The sequence below is a fragment of the Massilia cellulosiltytica genome, from assembly GCF_047325105.1.
GTDB lineage: Bacteria > Pseudomonadota > Gammaproteobacteria > Burkholderiales > Burkholderiaceae_D > Telluria > Telluria orientalis.
On sequence record NZ_CP168562.1, the window covers coordinates 4,622,264 to 4,643,778 of the forward strand.

14 protein-coding genes are annotated in these 21,515 nt (G+C 66.8%); 4 read left to right on the forward strand and 10 right to left on the reverse strand.

Annotated elements, in window-relative coordinates:
- Positions 1-9: 9 nt before the first annotated feature.
- Together ACEN9H_RS20105 and ACEN9H_RS20110 are read right to left on the reverse strand one after the other, a co-directional pair.
- Positions 10-591, reverse strand: coding sequence for a VPLPA-CTERM sorting domain-containing protein (locus ACEN9H_RS20105; RefSeq protein ID WP_413671834.1), 582 nt, complete (start codon positions 589-591; stop codon positions 10-12).
- Between the two features lie 18 nt (positions 592-609).
- Positions 610-2,970 (reverse strand): WD40/YVTN/BNR-like repeat-containing protein, encoded by a 2,361-nt coding sequence (locus ACEN9H_RS20110; RefSeq protein ID WP_413671835.1) that lies wholly within the window; start codon positions 2,968-2,970, stop codon positions 610-612.
- 253 nt (positions 2,971-3,223) lie between these two features.
- Between ACEN9H_RS20110 and ACEN9H_RS20115 the strand changes: the two genes are divergently transcribed.
- Positions 3,224-5,818: a glycoside hydrolase family 3 C-terminal domain-containing protein gene (locus ACEN9H_RS20115; RefSeq protein WP_413671836.1), complete on the forward strand. Its 2,595-nt coding sequence runs from the start codon at positions 3,224-3,226 to the stop codon at positions 5,816-5,818.
- 6 nt (positions 5,819-5,824) lie between these two features.
- Here the strand turns inward: ACEN9H_RS20115 and ACEN9H_RS20120 are convergent, their stop codons facing one another.
- From ACEN9H_RS20120 to ACEN9H_RS20140, 5 genes are all read right to left on the reverse strand, one after another.
- Positions 5,825-7,372, reverse strand: a complete 1,548-nt coding sequence (locus ACEN9H_RS20120) for an alpha-N-arabinofuranosidase (RefSeq protein WP_413671837.1) — start codon at positions 7,370-7,372, stop codon at positions 5,825-5,827.
- 16 nt (positions 7,373-7,388) lie between these two features.
- Positions 7,389-9,035: a DUF5597 domain-containing protein gene (locus ACEN9H_RS20125; protein ID WP_413671838.1), complete on the reverse strand. Its 1,647-nt coding sequence runs from the start codon at positions 9,033-9,035 to the stop codon at positions 7,389-7,391.
- 79 nt (positions 9,036-9,114) lie between these two features.
- The gene (locus ACEN9H_RS20130) at positions 9,115-12,150 is read right to left on the reverse strand and encodes a TonB-dependent receptor (RefSeq protein ID WP_413671839.1); all 3,036 of its coding nucleotides are present in this window, start codon (positions 12,148-12,150) and stop codon (positions 9,115-9,117) included.
- A gap of 319 nt (positions 12,151-12,469) precedes the next feature.
- Positions 12,470-13,642 carry a helix-turn-helix domain-containing protein gene (locus tag ACEN9H_RS20135; RefSeq protein ID WP_056127893.1) on the reverse strand — a complete coding sequence of 391 codons (1,173 nt, stop codon included), beginning with the start codon at positions 13,640-13,642 and terminating at the stop codon, positions 12,470-12,472.
- A gap of 111 nt (positions 13,643-13,753) precedes the next feature.
- Positions 13,754-14,959: a XylR family transcriptional regulator gene (locus ACEN9H_RS20140; protein ID WP_056127890.1), complete on the reverse strand. Its 1,206-nt coding sequence runs from the start codon at positions 14,957-14,959 to the stop codon at positions 13,754-13,756.
- 226 nt (positions 14,960-15,185) lie between these two features.
- On the opposite strand from ACEN9H_RS20140, the gene ACEN9H_RS20145 reads away from it, so the two are divergent.
- The gene (locus tag ACEN9H_RS20145) at positions 15,186-15,692 is read left to right on the forward strand and encodes a DUF1993 family protein (protein WP_056127887.1); all 507 of its coding nucleotides are present in this window, start codon (positions 15,186-15,188) and stop codon (positions 15,690-15,692) included.
- On the opposite strand, the gene ACEN9H_RS20150 is transcribed toward ACEN9H_RS20145, so the two are convergent.
- Positions 15,693-15,911, reverse strand: coding sequence for a DUF1289 domain-containing protein (locus ACEN9H_RS20150; RefSeq protein ID WP_371762546.1), 219 nt, complete (start codon positions 15,909-15,911; stop codon positions 15,693-15,695).
- The gene (locus ACEN9H_RS20155) at positions 15,892-16,461 is read right to left on the reverse strand and encodes a DUF1415 domain-containing protein (protein ID WP_413671840.1); all 570 of its coding nucleotides are present in this window, start codon (positions 16,459-16,461) and stop codon (positions 15,892-15,894) included. Before ACEN9H_RS20155 ends, ACEN9H_RS20150 begins: the two co-directional genes overlap by 20 nt.
- A gap of 428 nt (positions 16,462-16,889) precedes the next feature.
- Between ACEN9H_RS20155 and ACEN9H_RS20160 the strand changes: the two genes are divergently transcribed.
- The gene (locus ACEN9H_RS20160; RefSeq protein ID WP_413671841.1) at positions 16,890-18,254 is read left to right on the forward strand and encodes a transglycosylase SLT domain-containing protein; all 1,365 of its coding nucleotides are present in this window, start codon (positions 16,890-16,892) and stop codon (positions 18,252-18,254) included.
- A gap of 363 nt (positions 18,255-18,617) precedes the next feature.
- The gene (locus ACEN9H_RS20165) at positions 18,618-20,189 is read left to right on the forward strand and encodes a DEAD/DEAH box helicase (RefSeq protein ID WP_413671842.1); all 1,572 of its coding nucleotides are present in this window, start codon (positions 18,618-18,620) and stop codon (positions 20,187-20,189) included.
- A gap of 63 nt (positions 20,190-20,252) precedes the next feature.
- On the opposite strand, the gene senA is transcribed toward ACEN9H_RS20165, so the two are convergent.
- Entirely contained in the window at positions 20,253-21,479 is a 1,227-nt protein-coding gene (gene senA, locus ACEN9H_RS20170) for a selenoneine synthase SenA (protein ID WP_413671843.1), read from the reverse strand.
- Positions 21,480-21,515 lie beyond the last annotated feature (36 nt).

Consider the following 21,515-nt stretch of genomic DNA (forward strand, 5'->3'; position numbering starts at 1 on the left):
CGCCCCCGATCAGGCCCGGCGCCGCCGCGCCAGGCCGAATGCCGCCACGCCGCCCAGCAGCAGCGGCACCGTGCCCGGCAGCGGCACGGTCCCCGCGGCTTCCACGTCGACGTTGGCGAGCGCATTGACCGCGCCCGACGTGAAGCGCAGCGCCGTGATGCCGTTCAGCGCCGTGCTCCAGGTGCCGCCGCCCTCCAGGAAGGCCTGCAGGTTGCCGTCGGTCGACAGCGTGCTGCCGGTCGTATAGTAGTCGAAGCTGCGCAGGTCGAACAGGCCGCCGCCGATGCGGGTCAGCGTGACGAAGGTGTCGGCGCCGTTCTCGAAGCCGTCATGCCAGTTGTACGTCTGCGGGTCGAACGTGCCGTCGCCGACGTGGGCCGCGCCGGCGTCCGCCTCGGGCGCGTTCAGCGTCAGGCGGTAGCCCGACTCTTCGTACACGACGTTCGTGCCGTCGTAGTGCATGTTGGCGGCCAGCGGGAAGCCGTCGCCGTACATCGACCCGGTCAGGCCGTCGAACGTCAGGACGGTCGCGCCGGCATTGGCGGCCGCGACGCCCAGCGTCAGCGCGGCCAGGATTGCTTTCGGTTTCATTCGAATGTCTCCGTTGAATCAGTAGGTGTACAGCACGCCGCGGGCGGCGCCGGCGAAGAACACGCGTCCAGGCACGTTCTGGTCGGCCGCCAGGTTGCCGATGCCGGCGTACTGGTGCTGGTCGTCGTTGATGCGGGTCCAGTTGGCGGCGCCGTCATCCGAGCGATACAAGCCCCACTGGCCGTTGATCACCCCCACGATGTAGATCGAAGCCGGGTACTTCGCGCCGGCCGGGGCCTTGCCGAGGGCGATCGACGTGGCGCCATAGATCGTCGGCTCATAGTCGTTGTTGGGATTCGGAACCGACTGGGTCACGTTCAGTTTCGTCCAGTGCGCGCCCGAGTCGGTCGAGTGCAGGACGTTGAACCCGTCCACCAGCCAGATGTCGCCTTCCGCGTTCGGGTTGACGGCGACCGAGGTCTGCTGGAACTGGTTCAGCGCGGCGCCGCTGCCCTGGAACGTGGCGCTCTCGGTGAACGTGCGCCCGCCGTCCGTCGACGTGTAGAAGTGCGTCGCGCCGCCCCATTGCGCCCACCACGCGCCGCCCGAATCGTATGCATAGACCTTGTTCGGGTTCTTGCGGTCGGCCGCGACGTGATAGCCGCGCGCCACGCTCATGCGGGCCAGCGCGGGCAGGTTCGTGTACGTCCACGTGTTGCCGCTGTCGGCCGTCCATGCCGGTACCGATTCGGCCGGCGCCCAGACCGCGTTGCCGGTCTTCGTGACGGCGATGCTGGCCGCTTCCGACTGGTTCGCCATCGCGTCCGGATGGTTGGTCGCGAACCGGTTCCAGCCCACCCCGCCGTTGGTGGAGTAGGCGCCGACGATGGTCGGCGTTTTCGAGGCCCCGGCGCCGATGGCGGCGATATAGTTCGGGTTGGACCATGCGGCGTCGATGCCGAACGCGCTGCTGAACCATTCGCCCGAGGTGCGCGTGGGCGACTTGAGGAGTTCCGTCTGCACGGTGACGCCGATGTCCAGGCCGGCGCGCATCAGCGCGTAGTTGGCGCCCGGCGCCGGGGCCATCAGGGCCTTCGTCGCGACTTCCTCGACGCCGCCGACGATGAAATTCCACGTCGGCTGCGCGGCCGACGCGTCGCGGGTCTCCCACACGCCGCCGCCAGTCACGTGCAGGACGCGGTCCGGATCGTTCGGGTCGATCTCGACGTCGTCCACCCAGCCGGAGTACCCGCCATCGGCCGGGTTGCGCGGCATCAGGTTGGCGATCTCGCGCCACGTCGCGCCGCCGTCGTCGGACAGCTGCACGGCCGGCATGCCGACCCAGTTCCCCCACGTGTTGGTCACGCCCAGCGCGATGCGGGTATGGGCGCCGGTGCCGGACACCGACAGGCCGCCCATGCCGAAGCTGGACCACTGGGTGTCGTCGTAGCCTTTCAGAAGGGTCCAGTTGGTGCCGTCGAACTTGTACAGGCGGCACGGACCGCCGGCGCCCGGGCCTTCGCCCTTCGTGAACGCCACGTACATCATGCCATCCTTCGCGCGCACCATGTGCGGGACGATGTAGCCCTGCACGTCGGCCGGGACGGGGATGCTGGTCCAGGACGCGCCGCCGTTGGTCGTCTTGTACAGGCCGGCGGTCAGGCCCGCCATGCCCGCGTAGTCCGGCGCCACTGCCGTGTAGATCGTCTGCGTGGCGGTGCCGGCGCCTTTGGTATCGGTATCGAAGATCACCTGCTCCACGCCGACCGGGCTGCTCCAGTAAGTCGTATCGATCTGTGCCTGGGTCATCGTCAGCGTCGATAGCGACGTCACCTGTTTCCACGTCTGGCCGCGGTCCGTGCTCTTCCACAGGCCGGCCGTGCGCGTGCCGTAGAACAGGATGGCCGGGTCGTTCGGGTCGACCATCAGGCGTTCGCCGATCGCGCGGCCCTGGTTGTTGCCGCCCGCCGGGAACGGCAGGTCGACGTGCGTCCAGTGGGTGCCGCGGTCGGTGGACATGTACAGGCGCGCGGTGCTGCTGGCCCAGTTGTACATGCCGGCGCTCATGTAGACGCGCTGGTCGTCGGTCGGGTCGAGCGCCAGCGTTTCGCTGCCGTGGTAGAAGCCCTCGTCGGGGCCGAACATGTCGGTGATCGCGATCCAGGACGCGGCGGCCGCATCCCAGCGGTAGGCGCCGCCCACGTCGGTGCGCGCGTACAGCACGTCCGGGCTGGTCGGATGGAAGATCAGGCCCGGCACGTAACCGCCGCCGCCGAACTTCACGCTCCCGAAACGGGCGGGCTTGATGGTGGGGCTGGCCGAACCGATGGTGCCCGCCAGGACGGTCTGGCCGTTGCCGTGATCGGCGTCGCCGCCGCCGCAGCCGGCAGCGAGGCCCGCCACGACGCCAGCCAGGGCGATGAGTCGCATCTTGTGCATGTTGTGTCTCCAGAATGATGGTGATGACGGTCCGGCAGCAGGCGTGCCCGCCGGGTTCGAACCATTCTGCGAGGCTGTCCATACGGCGGCAATGTCGAAAATCCTCAGGCGATCCACGAAATCCCGGAGCGTGCACGCGGCCCGACATGAAATTCCGCAGCGCCGGCAAAATTTTTACCAGCCGCCCCGGACGACGCGGGCACACGGCCCCACCGGTGTTAGCATCCGCGCGCCAACCCATCACGACACGCCCATGACACCTCGACCTCTCTCCAGGACCGCCCTCGCGGCGGCCGTCGCCCTGACGCTGTCCCTGCCGGCACAGGCCGATCCCGCCGCCCGGGCGCACGCCCTGCTGGCCCGCATGACGCTGGACGAAAAGGCCAGCCAGCTGCAATCCACGTCACCCGCCATCGCGCGACTCGGCATCCCCGCCTACAACTGGTGGAGCGAAGGCCTGCATGGCGTCGCACGGGCCGGCAACGCCACCGTGTTCCCGCAGGCGATCGGCCTCGCCGCGACGTGGAGCCCTGCGCTCGTCGAGCGCGTCGCGGACACCGTCGGCACCGAATTCCGCGCCAAGTACCTGGAGACCGTGCACCCCGACGGCGGCTCCGACCTGTACCGCGGCCTCACGGTGTGGTCGCCGAACGTGAACATCTTCCGCGATCCGCGCTGGGGACGCGGCCAGGAGACGTATGGCGAAGACCCGTACCTGACGTCGCGCCTGGGCGTGGCCTACATCCGCGGCCTGCAGGGCCCCGATCCGGGCGCGCCGAAGGTCTCGGCCACCGTCAAGCACTTCGCCGTGCACAGCGGCCCCGAAGCCGACCGCCACCGCGAGGACGTGCATCCTTCCCCGCGCGACCTGACGGAAACATACCTGCCCGCGTTCCATGCGGCCGTGACGGAAGCGCATGTGCTGTCCCTCATGTGCGCGTACAACGCGGTGAACGGCCTGCCCGCCTGCGCCAGCGGCCCCCTGCTCAAGGATCTGCTGCGCGATGCGTGGAAATTCCAGGGCCATGTCGTGTCCGACTGCGGCGCCATCGCCGACATCCACTCGGAAGGCGCGCACCGCTACGTCGACACGCCGGAACGCGCGGTGGCGGCGGCCATCAAGACGGGCACCGACGTGATGTGCGAGTTCGGCGACAGCCCGACGGCGACGCCCGCCACGACCGTGCGCGCGGTCCGCCAAGGCCTGCTGGCCGAGGCCGACGTCGACCGCGCCGTCCTGCGCCTGCTGGAAGCGCGCATCCGCCTTGGCCTGCTGGATGCGCCGCGCCCTTGGGCCGGCATCACGGCGAAGGATTACGACACCCCGGCCGACCGCCGTCTGAATCTCGAGGCGGCGCGCCAGTCGCTCGTGCTGCTGAAGAACGACGGCCTGCTGCCGTTGAAGACGGCGCCGCGCCGCATCGCCGTGATCGGCCCGAACGCCGACAGCGTGGATGCGCTGGTCGGCAACTACAGCGGCACCCCGTCGAAGCCGATCACGGTGCTGGCCGGCCTGCGCGCCCGCTTCCCTCAGGCGCAGGTCACGTTCGTGGAAGGCACGGGCTGGGTCGCGCCGCCGCTGCAGGACGTGCCGGCCGATGCGCTGTGCCTGGACGCGGACTGCGCGCACCCCGGTGTGCGGACGGAACGCTTCGACAACCTCGACCTGGCGGGCGCGCCAGCCGCCGTCGACACGGGCGCGCAGGCGGCATTCAGGTGGGGCTGGCCGGACCGGTCCGACCGCAAGACGTCCACGCGCTGGAGCGGCTACCTGCGCGCCGCGGAGACCGGCCCGCACCACCTGCGGCTGAAAGGCGGCCAGGGCTATCGCATCCGTATCGACGGACGCCTCGTCACGGACCTCTGGAACATCGCCTGGCCGACGACGAACACGCCGGTCGAACTCGCTGCCGGCAAGGTGTACCGGATCGAGATCGAGGCCCGGCAGCTCGGCTGGGACGGCGAACAGATGCTGCAGTGGACACGGCCCAGTTTCGACGACACGGCCGCCCTGGAAGCGGCGCGCGCGGCGGATCTCGTCGTGTTCGCGGGCGGCCTCACGTGGCAGCTGGAAGGCGAGGAAATGTCGGTCAATGCACCGGGTTTCGCCGGCGGCGACCGCACGAGCCTCGACCTGCCCGCGCCGCAGGAAGCGCTGCTGGAACGCCTGGGCAGCCTCGGCAAACCGCTGGTGCTCCTCAACATGAGCGGCAGCGCCATGTCCCTGAACTGGGCCGCAGGTCACGTGCCGGCCATCATCCAGGCGTGGTACCCCGGCGGCGAAGGCGGCCAGGCCGTGGCGGAACTGATCGCCGGCGACTACAGCCCCGCCGGACGCCTGCCGGTAACGTTCTACAAGTCGGCGTCGGACCTGCCCCCGTTCAAGGACTACGGCATGCAGGGCCGTACCTACAAGTACTTCAAGGGCGAGCCGCTGTACCCGTTCGGCCATGGCCTGAGCTACACGCAGTTCTCGTACAAGCTCGCCGCCCCCGCGCCAAGGACCGTGTGCGCCGGCTGCGCCGTCAAGGTCGCCGTCGACGTGAAGAACGACGGACCGCGCGCCGGGGACGAAGTCGTGCAGGTCTATGTCGCCCGTTCCGGTCCTGCGGCGCCCAACCGCACGCTCGTCCGCTTCGCCCGCGTCACGCTGCAGCCGGGCGAGAAGCGCCGGCTGACGTTCGACCTGGACGGCAAGGCCCTCAGCACGGTCGATGCGGCCGGCAAGCGCAGGGTCGAGCCGGGCCAGGCCACCGTATGGATCGGCGGCGGCCAGCCTGGCCCGCGGACCGCGGGCGTCGCGCTGAAGTTCGGCGTCAAGGGCCGCCGCAGCCTGCCGTCGTTCTGACGCGTGTTACTCCTGCACGGCGACGACCACGACGGACTTCGCCGGCAAGGGCAGCACCAGTTTTCCATCCCGTGCCGCGGCCTGGAACGGCGCGGGCCTGACGGCATCGGGCGCGGCGAACGTGTTGTGCGCGTCCATCGCGGCCGCCGTCAGCACGGAACCGACCGCCCCGCGCGCGGCGGTGCCGCTCACGTCGACCGTGACGTCGGCCGTCGCGCGCGGGTTCGTGTTGACGAGCGCGAGAACCAGCTTGCCGTCCTTGCCGCGCGCCGCCGACGCGCTGACGGCCGGGATCGCGTCGGCGCCGAACGTGTACAGCGGGTTGTGTGCCAGGGTCACCGGCACCGAGACCGCATCCTGGAACGGCACATACATCCTGAAGACGTGGTAGGTCGGCGTCAGCACCATCCGCGCGCCGTCCGTGCGGACCATCGCCTGCAGCACGTTCACCATCTGCGCGATGCTCGTCATGCGCACGCGGTCCGCATGCGCGTGGAAGATGTTGAAGTTCAGGGCCGCGACGAGCGCGTCGCGCAGTGAGTTCTGCTGCTGCAGGAAGCCCGGCCGGCTGCCCTCCTCCGCGTCGTACCACGTGCCCCATTCGTCGACGGCGAACATCAGCTTCTTCTGCGGGTCGTGCGCATCCAGTTTCGCGACATTGGCCGCGATGAACCCTTCCATGCGCCGCGTCTCGCCCAGCGTGTGGATCCAGCGGCCTTCGTCGAAACCGGTCGCGCCATACTTGCCGTTCCTGTCGGCGCCGGGCGAAGTGTAATAGTGGAACGAGATCCCGTGCGCGCGCACGCCCCAGCCGCCGATGTGCTGGCTCAGGTAATCGGTCCAACCCGTATCCTCGTCGTGGCCGCCGGCCGCGATGAATTGCGTGTCGCCGCCGGGATGCAGGAAGGTCGCGTAGCGGCGGTAAGCGTCGGCGTACTGCTCCGGCCGCATATTGCCGCCGCAACCCCACGCCTCGTTGCCGATGCCGAAGAACGCGACCTTGTACGGCGCCGGGTGGCCGTTGCGGGCGCGCTGGCGGGCCAGGCTCGACGTGCCATCCGCCGTCAGGTACTCGACCCATTCGGCCATCTCCTGCACGGTGCCGGTGCCGAGGTTGCCGTTGACGTAGGCCTCCGCGCCGAGCTGCTCGACGAGGTCGAAGAACTCGTGGGTGCCGACGGCATTGTTCTCGTCGACGCCGCCCCAGTTCGTGTTGATGCGCACGGGCCGCCGCGCGCGTGGGCCGATGCCGTCGCGCCAGTGGTACTGGTCGGCGAAGCAGCCGCCCGGCCAGCGCACGAGCGGCACGCGCAGCGCCTTCAGCGCGGCCACGACGTCGTTGCGCCAGCCGCGCGTGTTGGGGATCTTCGAGTCGGGACCGACCCACAGGCCGCCGTAGATGCCGGTGCCGAGGTGTTCGGCGAACTGGCCGTACACGTAGCGGCTGATGACGGGGCCCGGCTTGGCCGCGTCGATCGTGACGCCGACCTGCGCGGTGGCGAAGCTGGACGCGGCCGCGCAGACCGCGAGCGCGCACAGCCGAAGTGTGTTCATGCCGGAATCTCCGTTCTCAATAGGCGCGCAGCCGGATCTTCAGGATCGTGGGCCGCGCCGGCAGGTTGACGCCATGGTCGACCTGGTCGCCGTTCCAGTTGCGTTCCATGATCCAGCGCCCCTGCGCGTCTAACCGTCCCTCCTCGACGCGCGCGAACATGGAGCCCTTGCCTTCGTTCGCCCCGGCCGGCCAGAAATGCAGGCGGACGTGCTGTCCGATCACGATGAACTCGTCGTCGCCGATCCGGGCGAAGGCCGCGCCGCCGTTCGGGGCCGCCGTGCCGGGCGGGTAGTCTTCCTCCTTCGCGTCCTTGCCCATCGTGCCGAACTGCCATTCGCGGAACGAGGCCGTGACGCCCCAGTCCTTCAGTACCAGCGACTGCGGCTTGCGGTCGTCGCCTTCCGCGATGCCGGCCGTGCGTCCTTCCAGCACCCACCGTCCCCACTGCTGCGCCAGCGGCGCGAACGCGGCGTAGATGGTCCCGAACGGCTCGACCATGGTCTGGTCCGTACGCTTCGAGCCCAGCGGATAATTGCTGTAGTCCGCGTAGTCGATGCCGAACGGCGCCACGCCGATCGCGCCGCGGCCGAGGATCCGGTAGACGTAGCGCGCATACGCGGCCGCGTTACCCATCTCCGGCACGAACAGCGCGTTGTCAGGGCGCTGGAATTTGTCCAGCGTCGCCGCCACGCTGTCCGATTGCGGCGCGTACAGGTCGGGGCCGGCGATGTCGATGTGCGGGGCGACGGCCTTGTAGATGTCGATCACGTCGTACGTCGGGCCGCCGCTGGCGAAGTTGCCCTTCCACGGCGCCAGCGGCTCGAGCGGGTCGCGCAGCGCATTGTTGACGAACATCGGCAGGTCGTACACGGCGCGTCCGGCCTGCGCGATGTCCTCGATGAAGTTGGCGATCGCCCAGGCGTGGAAATATTCGTCGGCATACGGACCGTAGACCTCCGACCAGGTGCCGCTCGCGGCGCCGGGCACGGGCGGCTTCTTGCGCGCGAGGACGGCCGCCGGCACCGGCTGGCGGAACGCCGCCTCGCCGCGCGGTCCGAAATCGCGCACGGTGCCGTAGGTGCCGACCTCGTTTTCGACCTGCACCATGATCACGGTGCGCTGCGCTTCGTCGATCTGCTTCAGGTGGCGCATCAGCGCGACGAACGCCTTTCTGTCGGCCGCCAGGGTCTGCTCGCCCAGCGGCGACAGGCAGTAGCTGGCCTTGCCGTCGCGGCCGAGCATGCGGGGGAAACGCTTGTCGTCGAACTTGACCCATTCGGGCGTGTACGCGGGGCCCGTGTTCTTCCAGGTGCCGAACCACAGCAGCACGAGGCGCACGCCGTTGCGGCGGGCTTCGGCCACGAGCGTGTCGACGTAGCCGAAATCGAACCTGCCCTCGACGGGCTCGATCTGTTCCCAGGCCACGGGGATCTCGAGCGTGTTGGCGTGGGCATCCTTGACGGCGGCCCACACCTTGGGCAGCGCATTCGGATAGTTGCTGGAATTGTGGGCCTGCACGCCGAGCATCGTGAACGGCTTGCCGTCGACGAGCAGCGCGTAGCGGCCGTCCTGCTGGACCAAGCGCGGCATCGGCGCGGCGGCCAGCGCCTGGGTGGACACCAGGACGAGCGCGGCCAGCAGGTGATAAGAGCGTTTTTTCATACGAGGATCCGGTCAATTGAAAGCAACGGCCTCGCGCGACCGGCGAGGGTCGCGCGAGGCCTGTTTTGCGGCGGCGTGCCTAGAACGTGTAGTTCATCTGGGCGCTGAAGGTGCGGCCCGTGTAGAAGGCGTTGTGCAGTTTCATGCCGACCTGCTGCTGCATGTACTGCCGGTAGACCTGGTTCGTCAGGTTGCCTACCTGGCCGCCCAGGCGCAGGTGCTCCGTGAACTTGTACTGGAAGCCCAGGTCGAGCTGGCCGTACGCGCCGCCCCAGGTCGGCAAGCCGTAGTTGACCGAGTAGCCCTGGCCGTAGTTCGGGCTGTCCGGGTTGCGGTCGATGCCATCGTTGCCGGCCGTGCCCCACGAGTTGGTCGACTGCAGGTACTTCGAGCGCCAGCTGTACGCGAGGCGCAGCGACACCGCGTCCTTGTCGTACAACAGCGCCACGTTATACGAGTTCTTCGACAGGCCCACCAATGGCATGTCGCCGAACACCCGGCCGTCCGTGTCGCAGCCTTGCAGATTGCGGACCATGTTGGCCATCAGCGTGTCCTTCGGCGTGCACCAGGTGCCGTTGACCGGGTTGTGGTACGTCGTGCTGCTGTCGATGTATGTGAAGTTGCTCGACACGCCAAGGCCGGAGAACAGGCCCGGCAGCTTGTCGAAGTAGGTCTGGAAGCCCGCCTCGATGCCGCTGACGCGGGCGTCCATGCCGTTCACGGGCCCGGTGACCATGAAGTCGTGCGTCGTTCCGGTGACGTCCTGCAGCGGATAGACCGTCGTCTGCGCGATGATGACGTCTTTCAGCCGCTTGTTGAAGACGCCGAACGTCGCCGAGCTGGCGCGGCCGAAGTAGTACTCGGCCGTCAGGTCGAGGTTGGTGGCCATGACCGGACGGAGCGACGTATTGCCGCGCAGCTGGCCGTTGTAGGCGATCGAATCGACCACCGGCTTCTGGTCGTCGCCGGGCGGCGTGTGCGTCTTGATGTCCATGCCCAGCGTCGTGTAGGCCTGCAGCAGGTAGAAGTCCGGACGCGACATGCCCTTCGACAGCCCGAGGCGGAACTGCAGCTCGTCGCTGACCTTCAGTTTCAGGTTCAGGCTCGGCAGCACGCGCGTGTAGGTGCTCTCGAACGTCTGCTTCTCCGACTGCGCGGGAATGTCCGGCACTCCCGGCAGCAGCGGCTTGTTGGGCGGCGTGAACAGCGTGTAGCCGATCGACTTCGGATTCGTGCGCACGACGCGCACGCCGACGTTGCCGTCGATGGGATACGCGAGCTTGTCGAACGCGAAGCGCAGCTGGGCGTAGGCCGCCTGCGTGCGTTCGTGCTGGTCGTTCAGGCCGATCGCATCGCCGAACTTGGGCGGTTTGTAGCTGCAGTCGTTGTTGCGGCCGGTCGCGTTGGCTTCGTTGCACAGGGTCGTGTAGTAGTCGTGCAGCTTGTTGACGGCGTCGACCGAATTGGCCAGCGACGCGTCGGGCACGATCACCGGTGCCGGCGACGCCGCGGAACCGCCGAAGAAGTTCTTGAACTGGTGCAGGCCGAAGCCCTGGGCGAAGCGCGGGTCGCCCAGGCCGGCGAACTGCGCCAGCGGCTGCCACGACTGGTTGCCGACCGCCCATCCCTGCGAAATCTGGACCCACTCGGAATCGTGGGTGGACTGCGTCACCGCCGAGCGGTCGGTCACGCGCACGCCGAAGCGCAGGTCGTTGAGGATCGGATGGTCGAACGTGTACTTCGCGTCCAGGCGCGCCGTGTTCATCTGCGCCTTCGCCACGTCATGATGCACCTGCGTGAACCCCCAGTAGTAGTGCGACGGATCGGCCAGGTATGCCCGCGACGCCTGGTCGAACGAGATCGACGGCATGCCGCCGCGCAGGTCGACCGTCTGGCCGGGCACCCAACCGCCCAGGCCGACCGTGTTGTCGTAGCCGTCCGTCGTGGCCTGCACGTGCTGCAGGTCGGCCTTGAAGGTCCACGCGTCGCTGGCGCGCCAGGTGCCCGACCACGACACGTCGCGCGTGTCGGACGTGCGGCCGCTCGCGCGCGCATCGGTGCCGAAGCCCAGGCCCGTGCCGAAGCCCGGACCGCTGTTGGTGGTGTCGTGCAGCGTGCCGGTCAGCAGGGCGCCGTTGGCGTCGTACGTGGCGCCCGGATCCAGCGACAAGGTGGCCGGGTTGGTGCCGCCGAAGTAGGAATGCTCGTCCGAGTGCTGCTTGTAGCGCGAACGCAGGAACGTCACGTACGAGCTGAAGTCGCCCTTCTTCCACTGCAGCGCGCCATACAGGCCGTCGCGGGTGCGGTCGAAGGTGTTCTGTCCCCAGCTTGCGGACGGGGTGACCCAGACGCGCTTGCCGGGCACGAGGTCGTCGCGCGAGCTGTATGGGGCGATCGACAGGCTGTCGCTCTGGTTCGCGATCTTCGAGTGCGCGAGGTCGATCAGCACGCCGACCTGGCCGAACTGCGTGTCCCAGCGGTCGGAGTACAGGCCCGACACGGACGGCGGCGCGGTCTTCTGGCGCAGCGACGAGCGCGAGACCTCGGTCGACAGCGCCACCTTGCGGCCCTTGGCATCGAACGGCAGCGCGGTGCGCAGGTTGACCAGGCCGCCGATGCCGCCTTCGATCTGCTCGGCGGACGGGTTCTTGTACACGTCCACGCCGGCCATCAGCTCGGGCGGCACGTCCTCGAAGCTCAGCGCGCGGCCGCCGTTGGCGGAGAACGCGTCGCGGCCGTTGAATTCGGAGCGGACCTGGCCCGCGCCCAGGCCGCGGATCGACACGCCCGTGCCTTCGGCCGCGTAGTGGTTGACGCTGTCGCCCACGCCCTGCTGCGGGTCGACCCGGTTCATCGTGCGGTCGATGCTCACGCCGACGACCCGCTGCAGCACTTCCGTCACCGATTTGTCCGGCAGCTTGCCGATGTCGTCGGCGACGATCGAGTCGACGATTTCGTCCGCGTTCTTCTTGATGTTCTGCGCCGACTCGAGCGCCGCGCGCTGGCCGTGCACGACCACCGTGGCCGGTTCGGTCTGCGCCAGCGCGGCGCCGCTTGCCATCAGGGCGAGCTGCGCGACGCCGATGGCGATCGCTGTTTTCCTGGTATTGTTCACCTTGTCAAGTCTCCGTGTTGTCCTGGATGTCGTCGCCGTCGAATTCGTGCGGCGATCCCTCATTCTGTTTGCCGCACCGGCCCGCAGCAATTTCGAAATCCCTCAAACAACCAACGAAAACAAGGCGCGCTTCGACACGGGCCCAAAAAAAGGGACGGCCGGAGCCGTCCCTTAACCCACTTGAACGCGGGAGGAGATGATGCTGCGCATCGATCGGAGAACGATGCGCGAGCCACCCATGCATTCTACGAACCGCCATCCGGCGTCGCCAGAACGAAATCCCTCAAATTGTTGGCGAAAATCCGTGGGCGCGGGCGCGTTACGGTCCGGCGGATTCCGGTGCGCTGTCGCGCAGCTTGCGGAAGGTCTTCGGCGTGCAGCCGTATTCTTCCTTGAAGAGTTTGTTGAAGTAGGAGACGTTCCGGTAGCCCACGGCATAGGCGATTTCCGCCACGCTCGTGTCTTCCTTCGCGCCCAGCAGGCGCGCCGCCTCGGTCAGCCTGAGCTTGTTCAGGTACGTGGAAAACGTGAAGCCCAGCTCCGCCTTGAGGATCTCGTTGATCTTGTTGCGGCCGATGCCGAGCTTGTTCACCGTGGTCTCGACATCCAGTTCCGGGTTGACGTATTCCGTCGCCATGAAGCGCAGGATGGCGCTCTGCTCCTTGTCGCGATGCAGATCCTGCGACAACTGCTGATAGGCGACCAGGGGAATGTCGCGCCGCATCTTGTCCTTCACTTCCGCCAGCAATGCCCGGGTATGCCGGCGGAAGAACCACAGGCCATAGGCCGGCCACGCGACGACCATGAACGCCGCGAACAGGGCCAGGTAGCGCATGTCGCGCCCCGTCAGGGTCAGGTTCCTGACCTGGACGGTCGAGAGCACGCCGTAGGGGCTCTGGAACGTGCTGCCGAACGAGAGCTTGGCGATCCGTGTCAGCGTGTGTTCCTGGCGCGCGAGGTTCAGCCCGTACCTGTCGAACCACCACTGGTCGGTGCGCAGACGCGCCAGGTCGAGCTCGACGTGTTCGCCGTTCTTGTTGCAGAAAAAATAGGTGTAGGGGGTGCGATAGGTATCGAACCGGCCGGGAACCGATACCTGGTCGTCGAACAGCACGAGGCCGAATGCCAGCGTGTTGGCCGGCGCGCAGTTGACGTCGAACTCCACCGCGCTGTAGCGGGACAGGTCGACGTGCGTGAACTTGCCGGCGCGGTCGCGGAACGCCACTTCCGCGTGGACGAACGGATACGCCGCCGCCTTGACGGACGTGAACTCGAAGCTCAGCGTGGCGGCGTCGTCGATCAGCCTGGCCGTCGAACGCCCGCCCACGGCCGAATCGGCCATGATCTCGGCGTGCCACGGCAGGCTGCTGTCCGCGGCGGGCAGCAGCGGCAGCCGGACATAGGTGCTGCGGACGCAGGCATAGCCGATGAGAACGCTCGCCACGACGAGCCCCAGCAGCCCGGCGAGCGCCTTGTTGTAGAAACTCTGCATTACCTGCTGCCACCTCGACGAATATAGGCCTGGCGGCCGTCTTGCGGCCCCATCAACATAATGACAGGTCGCCCATGGATTTGTCGAGATGCGCGCCGGGTGGCGCGGGCGTCAGGCCTGCAGCGCGACTTCCTGCGGTATAGCCTGCGCCAGCGCCACGCGCTGCTGGTATTCCCGCGGCGAACAACCGAGCTCGCGCTTGAACACGGCGAACAGGTATTGCATCGATGTAAAGCCGCAACGCTGCGCCACCTCGGCCACGCTGCAATCCCCTTCCGCCAGCAGCGCGGTCGCGGCATCGAGCTTGAAGCGCAGGATCTCGTCGTGCACGCTGCAGGCCAGTTCCTGCTGGAAATACGTCTCGAGGGTGGAGCGCGAGACGCCGACGTAATCGGCGACCTGGTCACCCTTGATGCCCTGGCAGGCATACTGGCGGATAAAATGCCGGGCACGCATGACGCGGGGGTTCTTGACGGGCTGGTGGCTGCTCGACGCGAGCACGTTGATGCCGGCGGGCGGCACCAGGATGCGCGAGCATTCCAGATACGTCCCTTCGAGCAGCTGATGCAGCATCCGGGCCGCGGTGCGGCCGATCTCGTTCGAGCCCTGAATCACGGAGCTGAGCGGGATACACGACAGCATGCGTGCCAGCGGATCGTTGTCGATGCCGATGATGGCGACCTGTTCCGGCACCGCGATATTAGCAAACTGACAAGCCTGCAGCAACTGGCGCGCGCGCGCATCGGTGGCGGCGATGATCCCGATGGGTTTTGGCAGGCTCTGCAGCCACCGTACCTGTTGCGCGACGTCCTCCTCCCAGCTGCGGGCGCCCTCTCCGCGCAGGATCTCGACGTCGAATTTGTCGCGCTGCATCAGGAACCGGAACGCCTTTTCGCGCTCGAGCGCCCATGGGTGCTTCGTCCCGTCGGGCAGGGAAAACAGGGCGAACCGGCGCAATCCAACGTCGATCAGGTGGGTATAGGCGAGGTTGACGAGCTTGAAGTTGTCGGTCGCGACATACGGCACGTTGGCCGGATAATCGGCCTCGTTCGCATATGAGCCGCCGACGGCGACGACGGGCACGGGGCTGTCGGCCAGCGCCGCGGCCACGGCCGGGTCGTCGAAGTGGGCGATGATGCCGTCACCTTGCCAGCGCGCAAGACTCGACAGGCGCAAACGAAAATCATCTTCGATGAACAATTCCCACGATGTCCGCCGGCTCGACAGGTAACCGGCGATACCGCCGATGACCTCCCGGGCGAACGCCTGGTTGGCATCAAATAACAAAGCAATGCGATGTGTTTTTGGGCACTTCATTGGCGACGGTCTCCATGTTGCGTCCTGGCTGGACGTCTCTTTTCAATCCGGCAATGTCCCAAAGTATCTTTTCGAGTGCGCTGTTCCCTGTAGAATTTTTTAAATCGACTCCTAGGAGGATACGAATAGTTGAAGTTTTACATGCCAAAAGTGTTATTTGCGGGCGCCAAGCGGCGATGATGCAGGCTTGCTATCATCGGGGTCTTTATATATTGAGGAGGCATCCATGACACTTTCCCTGTACACGGCTTCGGTCCCCGTGTTCCGCCAGATCCTGGGCAGCCTGTCCGCCATCCTGACGAAGGCCGAGGCGCACGCGGACGCGAAGAAGCTGGATCCGAACGCGCTGCTGCAAGCGCGCCTGTTCCCGGACATGTTCCCGCTCGTGCGCCAGGTCCAGCTGGCGACGGATTTCGCCAAGGGCGCCGCCGCGCGCCTCGCGGGCGCCGACGTGCCGCGGTACGACGATGTGGAGACGGATTTCGCGGGCCTGCAGGCACGCCTGGAAAAGACGCTGGCCTTCCTGGACACGGTGGCGCGCGAGGCGGTGGATGCCGGCGGCGACCGCGACGTGACGATCGGCACGGGCGCCAACCAGCGCCAGTTCAAGGGCCAGGTTTATTTATTGCACTACGCGCTGCCGAACTTCTATTTCCACGCCGCGACGGCGTACGACATCCTGCGCCATAACGGGCTGGAGATCGGCAAGCGGGATTTCGTCGGGACGTTCTGATCAGGTATTGCGGCGCGGGTAGCCCTGCGCCAGGATGCGCTGCCACACCACTTCCTTCTGCTCGGCCGTCATCGAGACCCAGTGGGCCACCTCGACGACGGTCCGGCCGCAGCCGCGGCAGATGTCGTCGAAGGTGGTCGAGCAGACTGCGACACAGGGCGTGTCCGGCCTCACCGGCAGGGGCGTTCCCTGCTGCGCGTCAACGGGCGGGGCCGACATCGAGCTTGTCCCAGCCTTCGTGGCCGAGCTGTTCCATGGTCTCGATATTCTTCTCGAAGATCTCGGCCGCATCGGGGATCGCTTCCACGGCACGGTCGATGCTGTCTTCGCGCAAGAGCTGCAGCACCGGGTAAGGCGAACGGTTCGTGAAGTTCTCGATATCGTTCGGGTCCGTGTCCGCGAACTGGTAGTCAGGGTGAAAGCTGGCGATCTGCAGCTCGCCGTCCAGGCTCATGTCTTCGACGGCGGCGTCGGCCACGTCGAGGAATTCATTGAAGTCCAGGAAATCCTGCAGCACGTACGGGTGGATCAGCAGGGTCGTGTCGACCTGCTCCGGGTCCGTGTCGGCCAGCAGCTGCAGCTCGTCCATCAGCGTGTCCAGCAGGGATTCCGGCGTGCGCGCGTGGGAGACGACGTAGCGCACCTGGTCCTTCACTTGCACCGCCTTCGCGAACGGACAAAGGTTCAGGCCGATCACGGCGCGGTCGACCCAGCGCCGGGTGGCGGCGATGATGGCGTCATCGTCCACGTTCTCGTTGGCAGTGCTCATTTGATGCTTTCTAAAAATACAAAACTGCTTGGTGCAGAGACGGCAATTGTACGCTTTTTGCGTCCTCTCATGGAACATCCGACAAGCCGGACTAACTTGAAAGACAGGCTGGTATTACCCGGCAGTCCATGAAGTCCAGGTACAAATTTGACAATGCCGGGCTCGTGAAAGCACCGATTTTCTCCGTCGAAATTTCATATACACCCAGGGGTACCCACCAAATCACTTGATTTTCGTCAGTCAAAGACTAGCTTGCTGGAACCATACCCCCGCATATATCGTCTTGACGGGTGTCCTTGTTAGCAAAAAGAATAGACAAGATTTTTTGTAACTGCGCCGACATATTTCTTGACTGACTCGGTAACTGGTCCGTACACTCCGACTTCACTCGTCAGTCCTGCCGTTCCTGGACGCAACACTGGAAAGCTATGAACGAAACGACTCGCTCCACTTACGCCCTGGCCATCGCGCTCCTGTCCGTCTCCGCGATCAGCCACGCCGCCGACAGCGCCCCGAGCCCGATCGCCCAGAGCAGCAGCAGCGCGGCCGCCATGGCCAAGGCGATCCTGCCGCAATCTTCGACCCCGTCCAAGTCCGACGACTACAAGGACCCCGACCTGTGGGCCCGCATCCGCAGCGGCTACGCCATTCCCGACATCGACAACGCCCTCGTCGCCAAGCACGTGCAGTGGTACGCGAGCCGTCCGGACTACCTGACGCGCACCTCGGGCCGCGCGTCGCTGTACCTGTACCACGTCGTGCAGGAGCTGGAAAAGCGCGGCATGCCGACGGAACTGGCCCTGCTGCCCGTGATCGAATCCGCCTTCAACCCGCAGGCCCTGTCGAACGCCGACGCGGCCGGCATCTGGCAGTTCGTGCCGGGCACGGGACGCGACTTCAACCTGCAGCAGAACATGTTCAAGGACGAGCGCCGCGGCGTACTCGCCTCGACCGACGCCGCCCTCACCTACCTGCAGCGCCTGTACACGATGTTCGGCGACTGGCAGCTGGCCCTCGCCGCCTATAACTGGGGCGAAGGCAATGTGCAGAAGGCGATCCAGAAAAACCGCGCGCTGGGCAAGCCGACCGACTTCGAGAGCCTGGCCGAGCTGATGCCGGCGGAAACCCGCAACTACGTGCCGAAGCTGCAGGCCGTCAAGAACATCATCGCCAATCCGGCCCAGTACGGCGTCGCGCTGCCGACGATCGACAACACGCCGTATTTCGTCGCCGTCGACAAGACGTCCGACATCGACCTGGCCGTGGCCGCCCAGCTGGCGGAGATGTCCGTCGACGAATTCAAGGCCCTGAACCCGCAATTCAAGAAGCCCGTGATCACGGGCGAATCGACCAAGATCCTGCTGCCGAAGGAAAACGCCGAGAAGTTCAACCTGAACCTCGCGCAATGGGGCCGCGCGCTGTCCACCTGGACCACGCACAAGATCACCTCGGCCCGCGAAAGCATCGCCTCGCTGGCCGCGAAACTGGGCACGACCCCGGAAGTGATCCGCCAGGCCAACAATATCCCGCCGCAGATGCGCCTGAAGGCCGGCTCGACCATCCTCGTGCCGAAGACCAGTGCTACCGCGGGCAACGACATCGCCGAAAGCATCGTCGAGAACGCGTCGATGGTGCTGGAAGCCGACCGCGGCGAGTCGCGCCGCAACGGCCGCAAGTTGTCCGGCGCCCAGCGCTTCAAGGCCAGCGCCGCGCATGCCGTGGCCGAGATCAAGAGCCGCGTGTCGCGCGGCTCGAAGCCGGCCGTCAACGCCAACGGCCGCAAGCGCCGCTGATTTCGTATCGTTTCGACCACGCGACGGGCCCACGACCCGTCAATACGTGCACATCTGGACGCGTGCCGTGCACGCTATTCAAAAGTACGGTATAGTGTTGGTTGTGCGCTGCAATAAACATGGCAGTTCGCCGACAGCAGTACCACTAGCAGCTACGCAAGCCCAGGCACCCACGAAGGGTGCCTCTCCATAAAGCCCTCCCGCCCTGTGTGCCGAAACTGGCACCGTCCCGGCGCAAAGCTTTTGTGCCGAAATTTCTTTCGTTTCAGAGTCATTTCGTATCGTTGGCTCGCGTTGCTATTTCGCGTTCCGCTCCGAATAGCGTGGACGCTCACTGATCCATACCGAAAGTAAAGTTAAACAATGAGTTTTGAAGCACTAGGCTTACACGCGTCCATCGTCAAGGCAGTCTTCCAGGCCGGCTATGAAAAGCCGACCCCGGTGCAGGAGCAGGCGGTGCCGGCAGCGATCGCGGGCCGCGACCTGCTGGTCTCGTCGCAAACCGGTTCCGGCAAGACGGCGGCATTCATGCTGCCCTCCCTGCACAAATTCGCCGACGCCGAACCGGCCGCGGCCGGCCGTACCCCTGCGCAGGAAGCGCAGGCAGCACGTGCTCGTGGCGAGCGCGTCCGTTTCAAGGCAGCCCAGCCGAAAATGCTGGTCCTGACCCCGACCCGCGAACTGGCCCTGCAGGTGACCACCGCGACCGAACAGTACACTGCACACATGCGCCGCATCCGCGCCGTGTCGATCCTGGGCGGCATGCCGTATCCGAAGCAGATGCAACTGCTGGCCAAGAATCCGGAAATCCTCGTCGCGACCCCGGGCCGCCTGATCGACCACATGGAGTCGGGCAAGATCGACTTCTCGCAGCTCGAGATCCTCGTGCTGGACGAAGCGGACCGCATGCTGGACATGGGCTTCATCGACGACATCGAGAAGATCGTCGCCGCGACGCCGGAAACGCGCCAGACCATGCTGTTTTCGGCCACGCTGGATGGCGTCGTCGGCAACATGGCGCGCCGCATCACCAAGAACCCGCAGGTGATCCAGATCATGAGCGCGGCCAACCGCCACGAGAACATCACGCAGAAGGTGCACTTCGTCGACGACCTGTCGCACAAGAACCGCCTGCTCGACCACCTGCTGCGCGATGAAACCATGGACCAGGCCGTCGTATTCACGGCGACCAAGCGTGACGCCGACATGATCGCCGACCGCCTGAACATCGCCGGCTTCGCGGCCGCCGCACTGCATGGCGACATGCACCAGGGCGCCCGCAACCGCACGCTGGACAGCATGCGTCGCGGCCAGGTGCGCGTGCTCGTGGCAACCGACGTCGCCGCGCGCGGCATCGACGTGCCGTCGATCACCCACGTGGTCAACTACGACCTGCCGAAGTTCCCGGAAGACTATGTGCACCGCATCGGCCGCACGGGCCGCGCCGGCCGCAACGGTACGGCAGTCTCGCTCGTGAACCACGCGGAAAGCATGAACGTGCGCCGCATCGAGCGCTTCACCAAGCAGACCATTCCGGTCGACGTGGTGGAAGGCTTCGAGCCGAAGCGTTCGGCAGCACCCCGTTCGGGCGCGCGTCCGGGCTGGAAGCCGGGCGATGGCCGCAACGGCAAACCGGGCCAGCGCAGCTTCCACAAGCCGGCCGGTGAAGGCTATCGTGGTGACGCACCGCGTCGCGAAGGCGGCTATGAAGGCCAGCGCCGCGAAGGCGCACCGCGCACCGAAGGCGGCTATCAGGGCCAGCGCCGCGAAGGTGGCTACCGCACTGAAAGCGCACCACGTAGCGAAGGCGGCTACCAGGGCCAGCGTCGCGAAGGCGGCTTCCGTAGCGAAAGCGCCCCGCGCCGCGAACGCCCGGCCTTCGGCGCGCATCCGCGCTCGGCCGACTCGGCTCGTCGTACGTTCGGCGACCGCTAAGCTTCAGCAGGCATAAAGAAACCCCCGGCATCGCAAGGTGCCGGGGGTTTTGCTTATTTTGCTTCAGAAGGCGCAGCTGCGGAATCCGGCGAAGATGTCGTCCCGCTCCGGCGTGAAGAAATTGCGGAAATGCGGCGAGCGCAAGCGCGCCGGCGTCGCGAACGACGCGCCGCGCAAGGTCTGGCGCGTGCCGAACCACGGCGCCGAATAATCGCGGTAGCGGTCCGCCTCGAAGCCCGCGAACGGCAGGAAGGCGGATGCCGTCCATTCCCACAGCTGCCCCCACGCAAAGCCCGGCTGGTTCGACCCCGCCGCGTATTCCCACTCGTCTTCCGTCGGCAGCCGGCGGCCCGCCCACGCGCACCAGGCCTGCGCCTCGTACAGGTTCACGTGGCGCACGGGTTCCGCAAGGTCGAGCGCGACCGGCCGGCCGAAACGCACCGTGTACCAATCCTCGCCCTCGCGCGCCCAGTAGCGCGGCGCCGAGCGCTCCTGCGTCATCAGCCACGCGCGGCCGGCCTCCGTCCAGTACTGCGAACGCTCGTAGCCGCCGTCGTGCACGAAGTCGAGGTAGGCGGCCGTGCTGACGAGTCCCGCGTCGATGGCGAACGGGGCGACCTTGACGAGCGCGGCGTTTCGCTCGTTGTCGAACACGAAGCCCCTCGACTGGTCGCCGCCGCGCATGAACGACCCGCCGGGGAACGCGATGTCGCCCGCGCTGCCCGCGGCCGTCGACTGCGCGCGTGGCGCCAGCGCCCCCGCCGGCGCCGGCGCCGGCGCCGGCGCGCCGCGCGACTGCAGCGTCTGCAGGGAGTACAGGAAGGCTTCGCCGTGCATGTCCTCATGCGCCAGTGCCAGACGATACGGATACAGCGCGAGGTCGTCGTCGGCCTCGTGCGCGAGACGGTCGAGGATGCGGTCGAGCACCTCGTGGCAATAGGTTTTCACCGCACCCGGCGGCGGCAGGTCGAGCGTCCAGCGCGCGGCGTGCGGGACGGTGCCGGAATCGAACCAGTCGTCGCCGCGCGCCAGCAGCGAGTGGCCGCTGGCGGCGCCCGGCCGGCTGTCCAGTGCGCCGCGCAGCACGAACCATTCGGCGAACCAGGCCGTATGGCCCAGTTCCCACAACGGCGGATTCACGATGGGCAGGCGCGGCACGCGGGCCGCGTCGTCGTAGCCGGCGGCCGCGAGGGCCTCGAACAGCGCGAGCGTATAATGCCGCGCATCCTGCAATGCGACGGCCAGTTCCCTGGGTCCCGCGTGGCGGAACGATGCTTGATTGACGGTCATGCATCATTGTACGACCAATTCCGACTCCGATTCCTA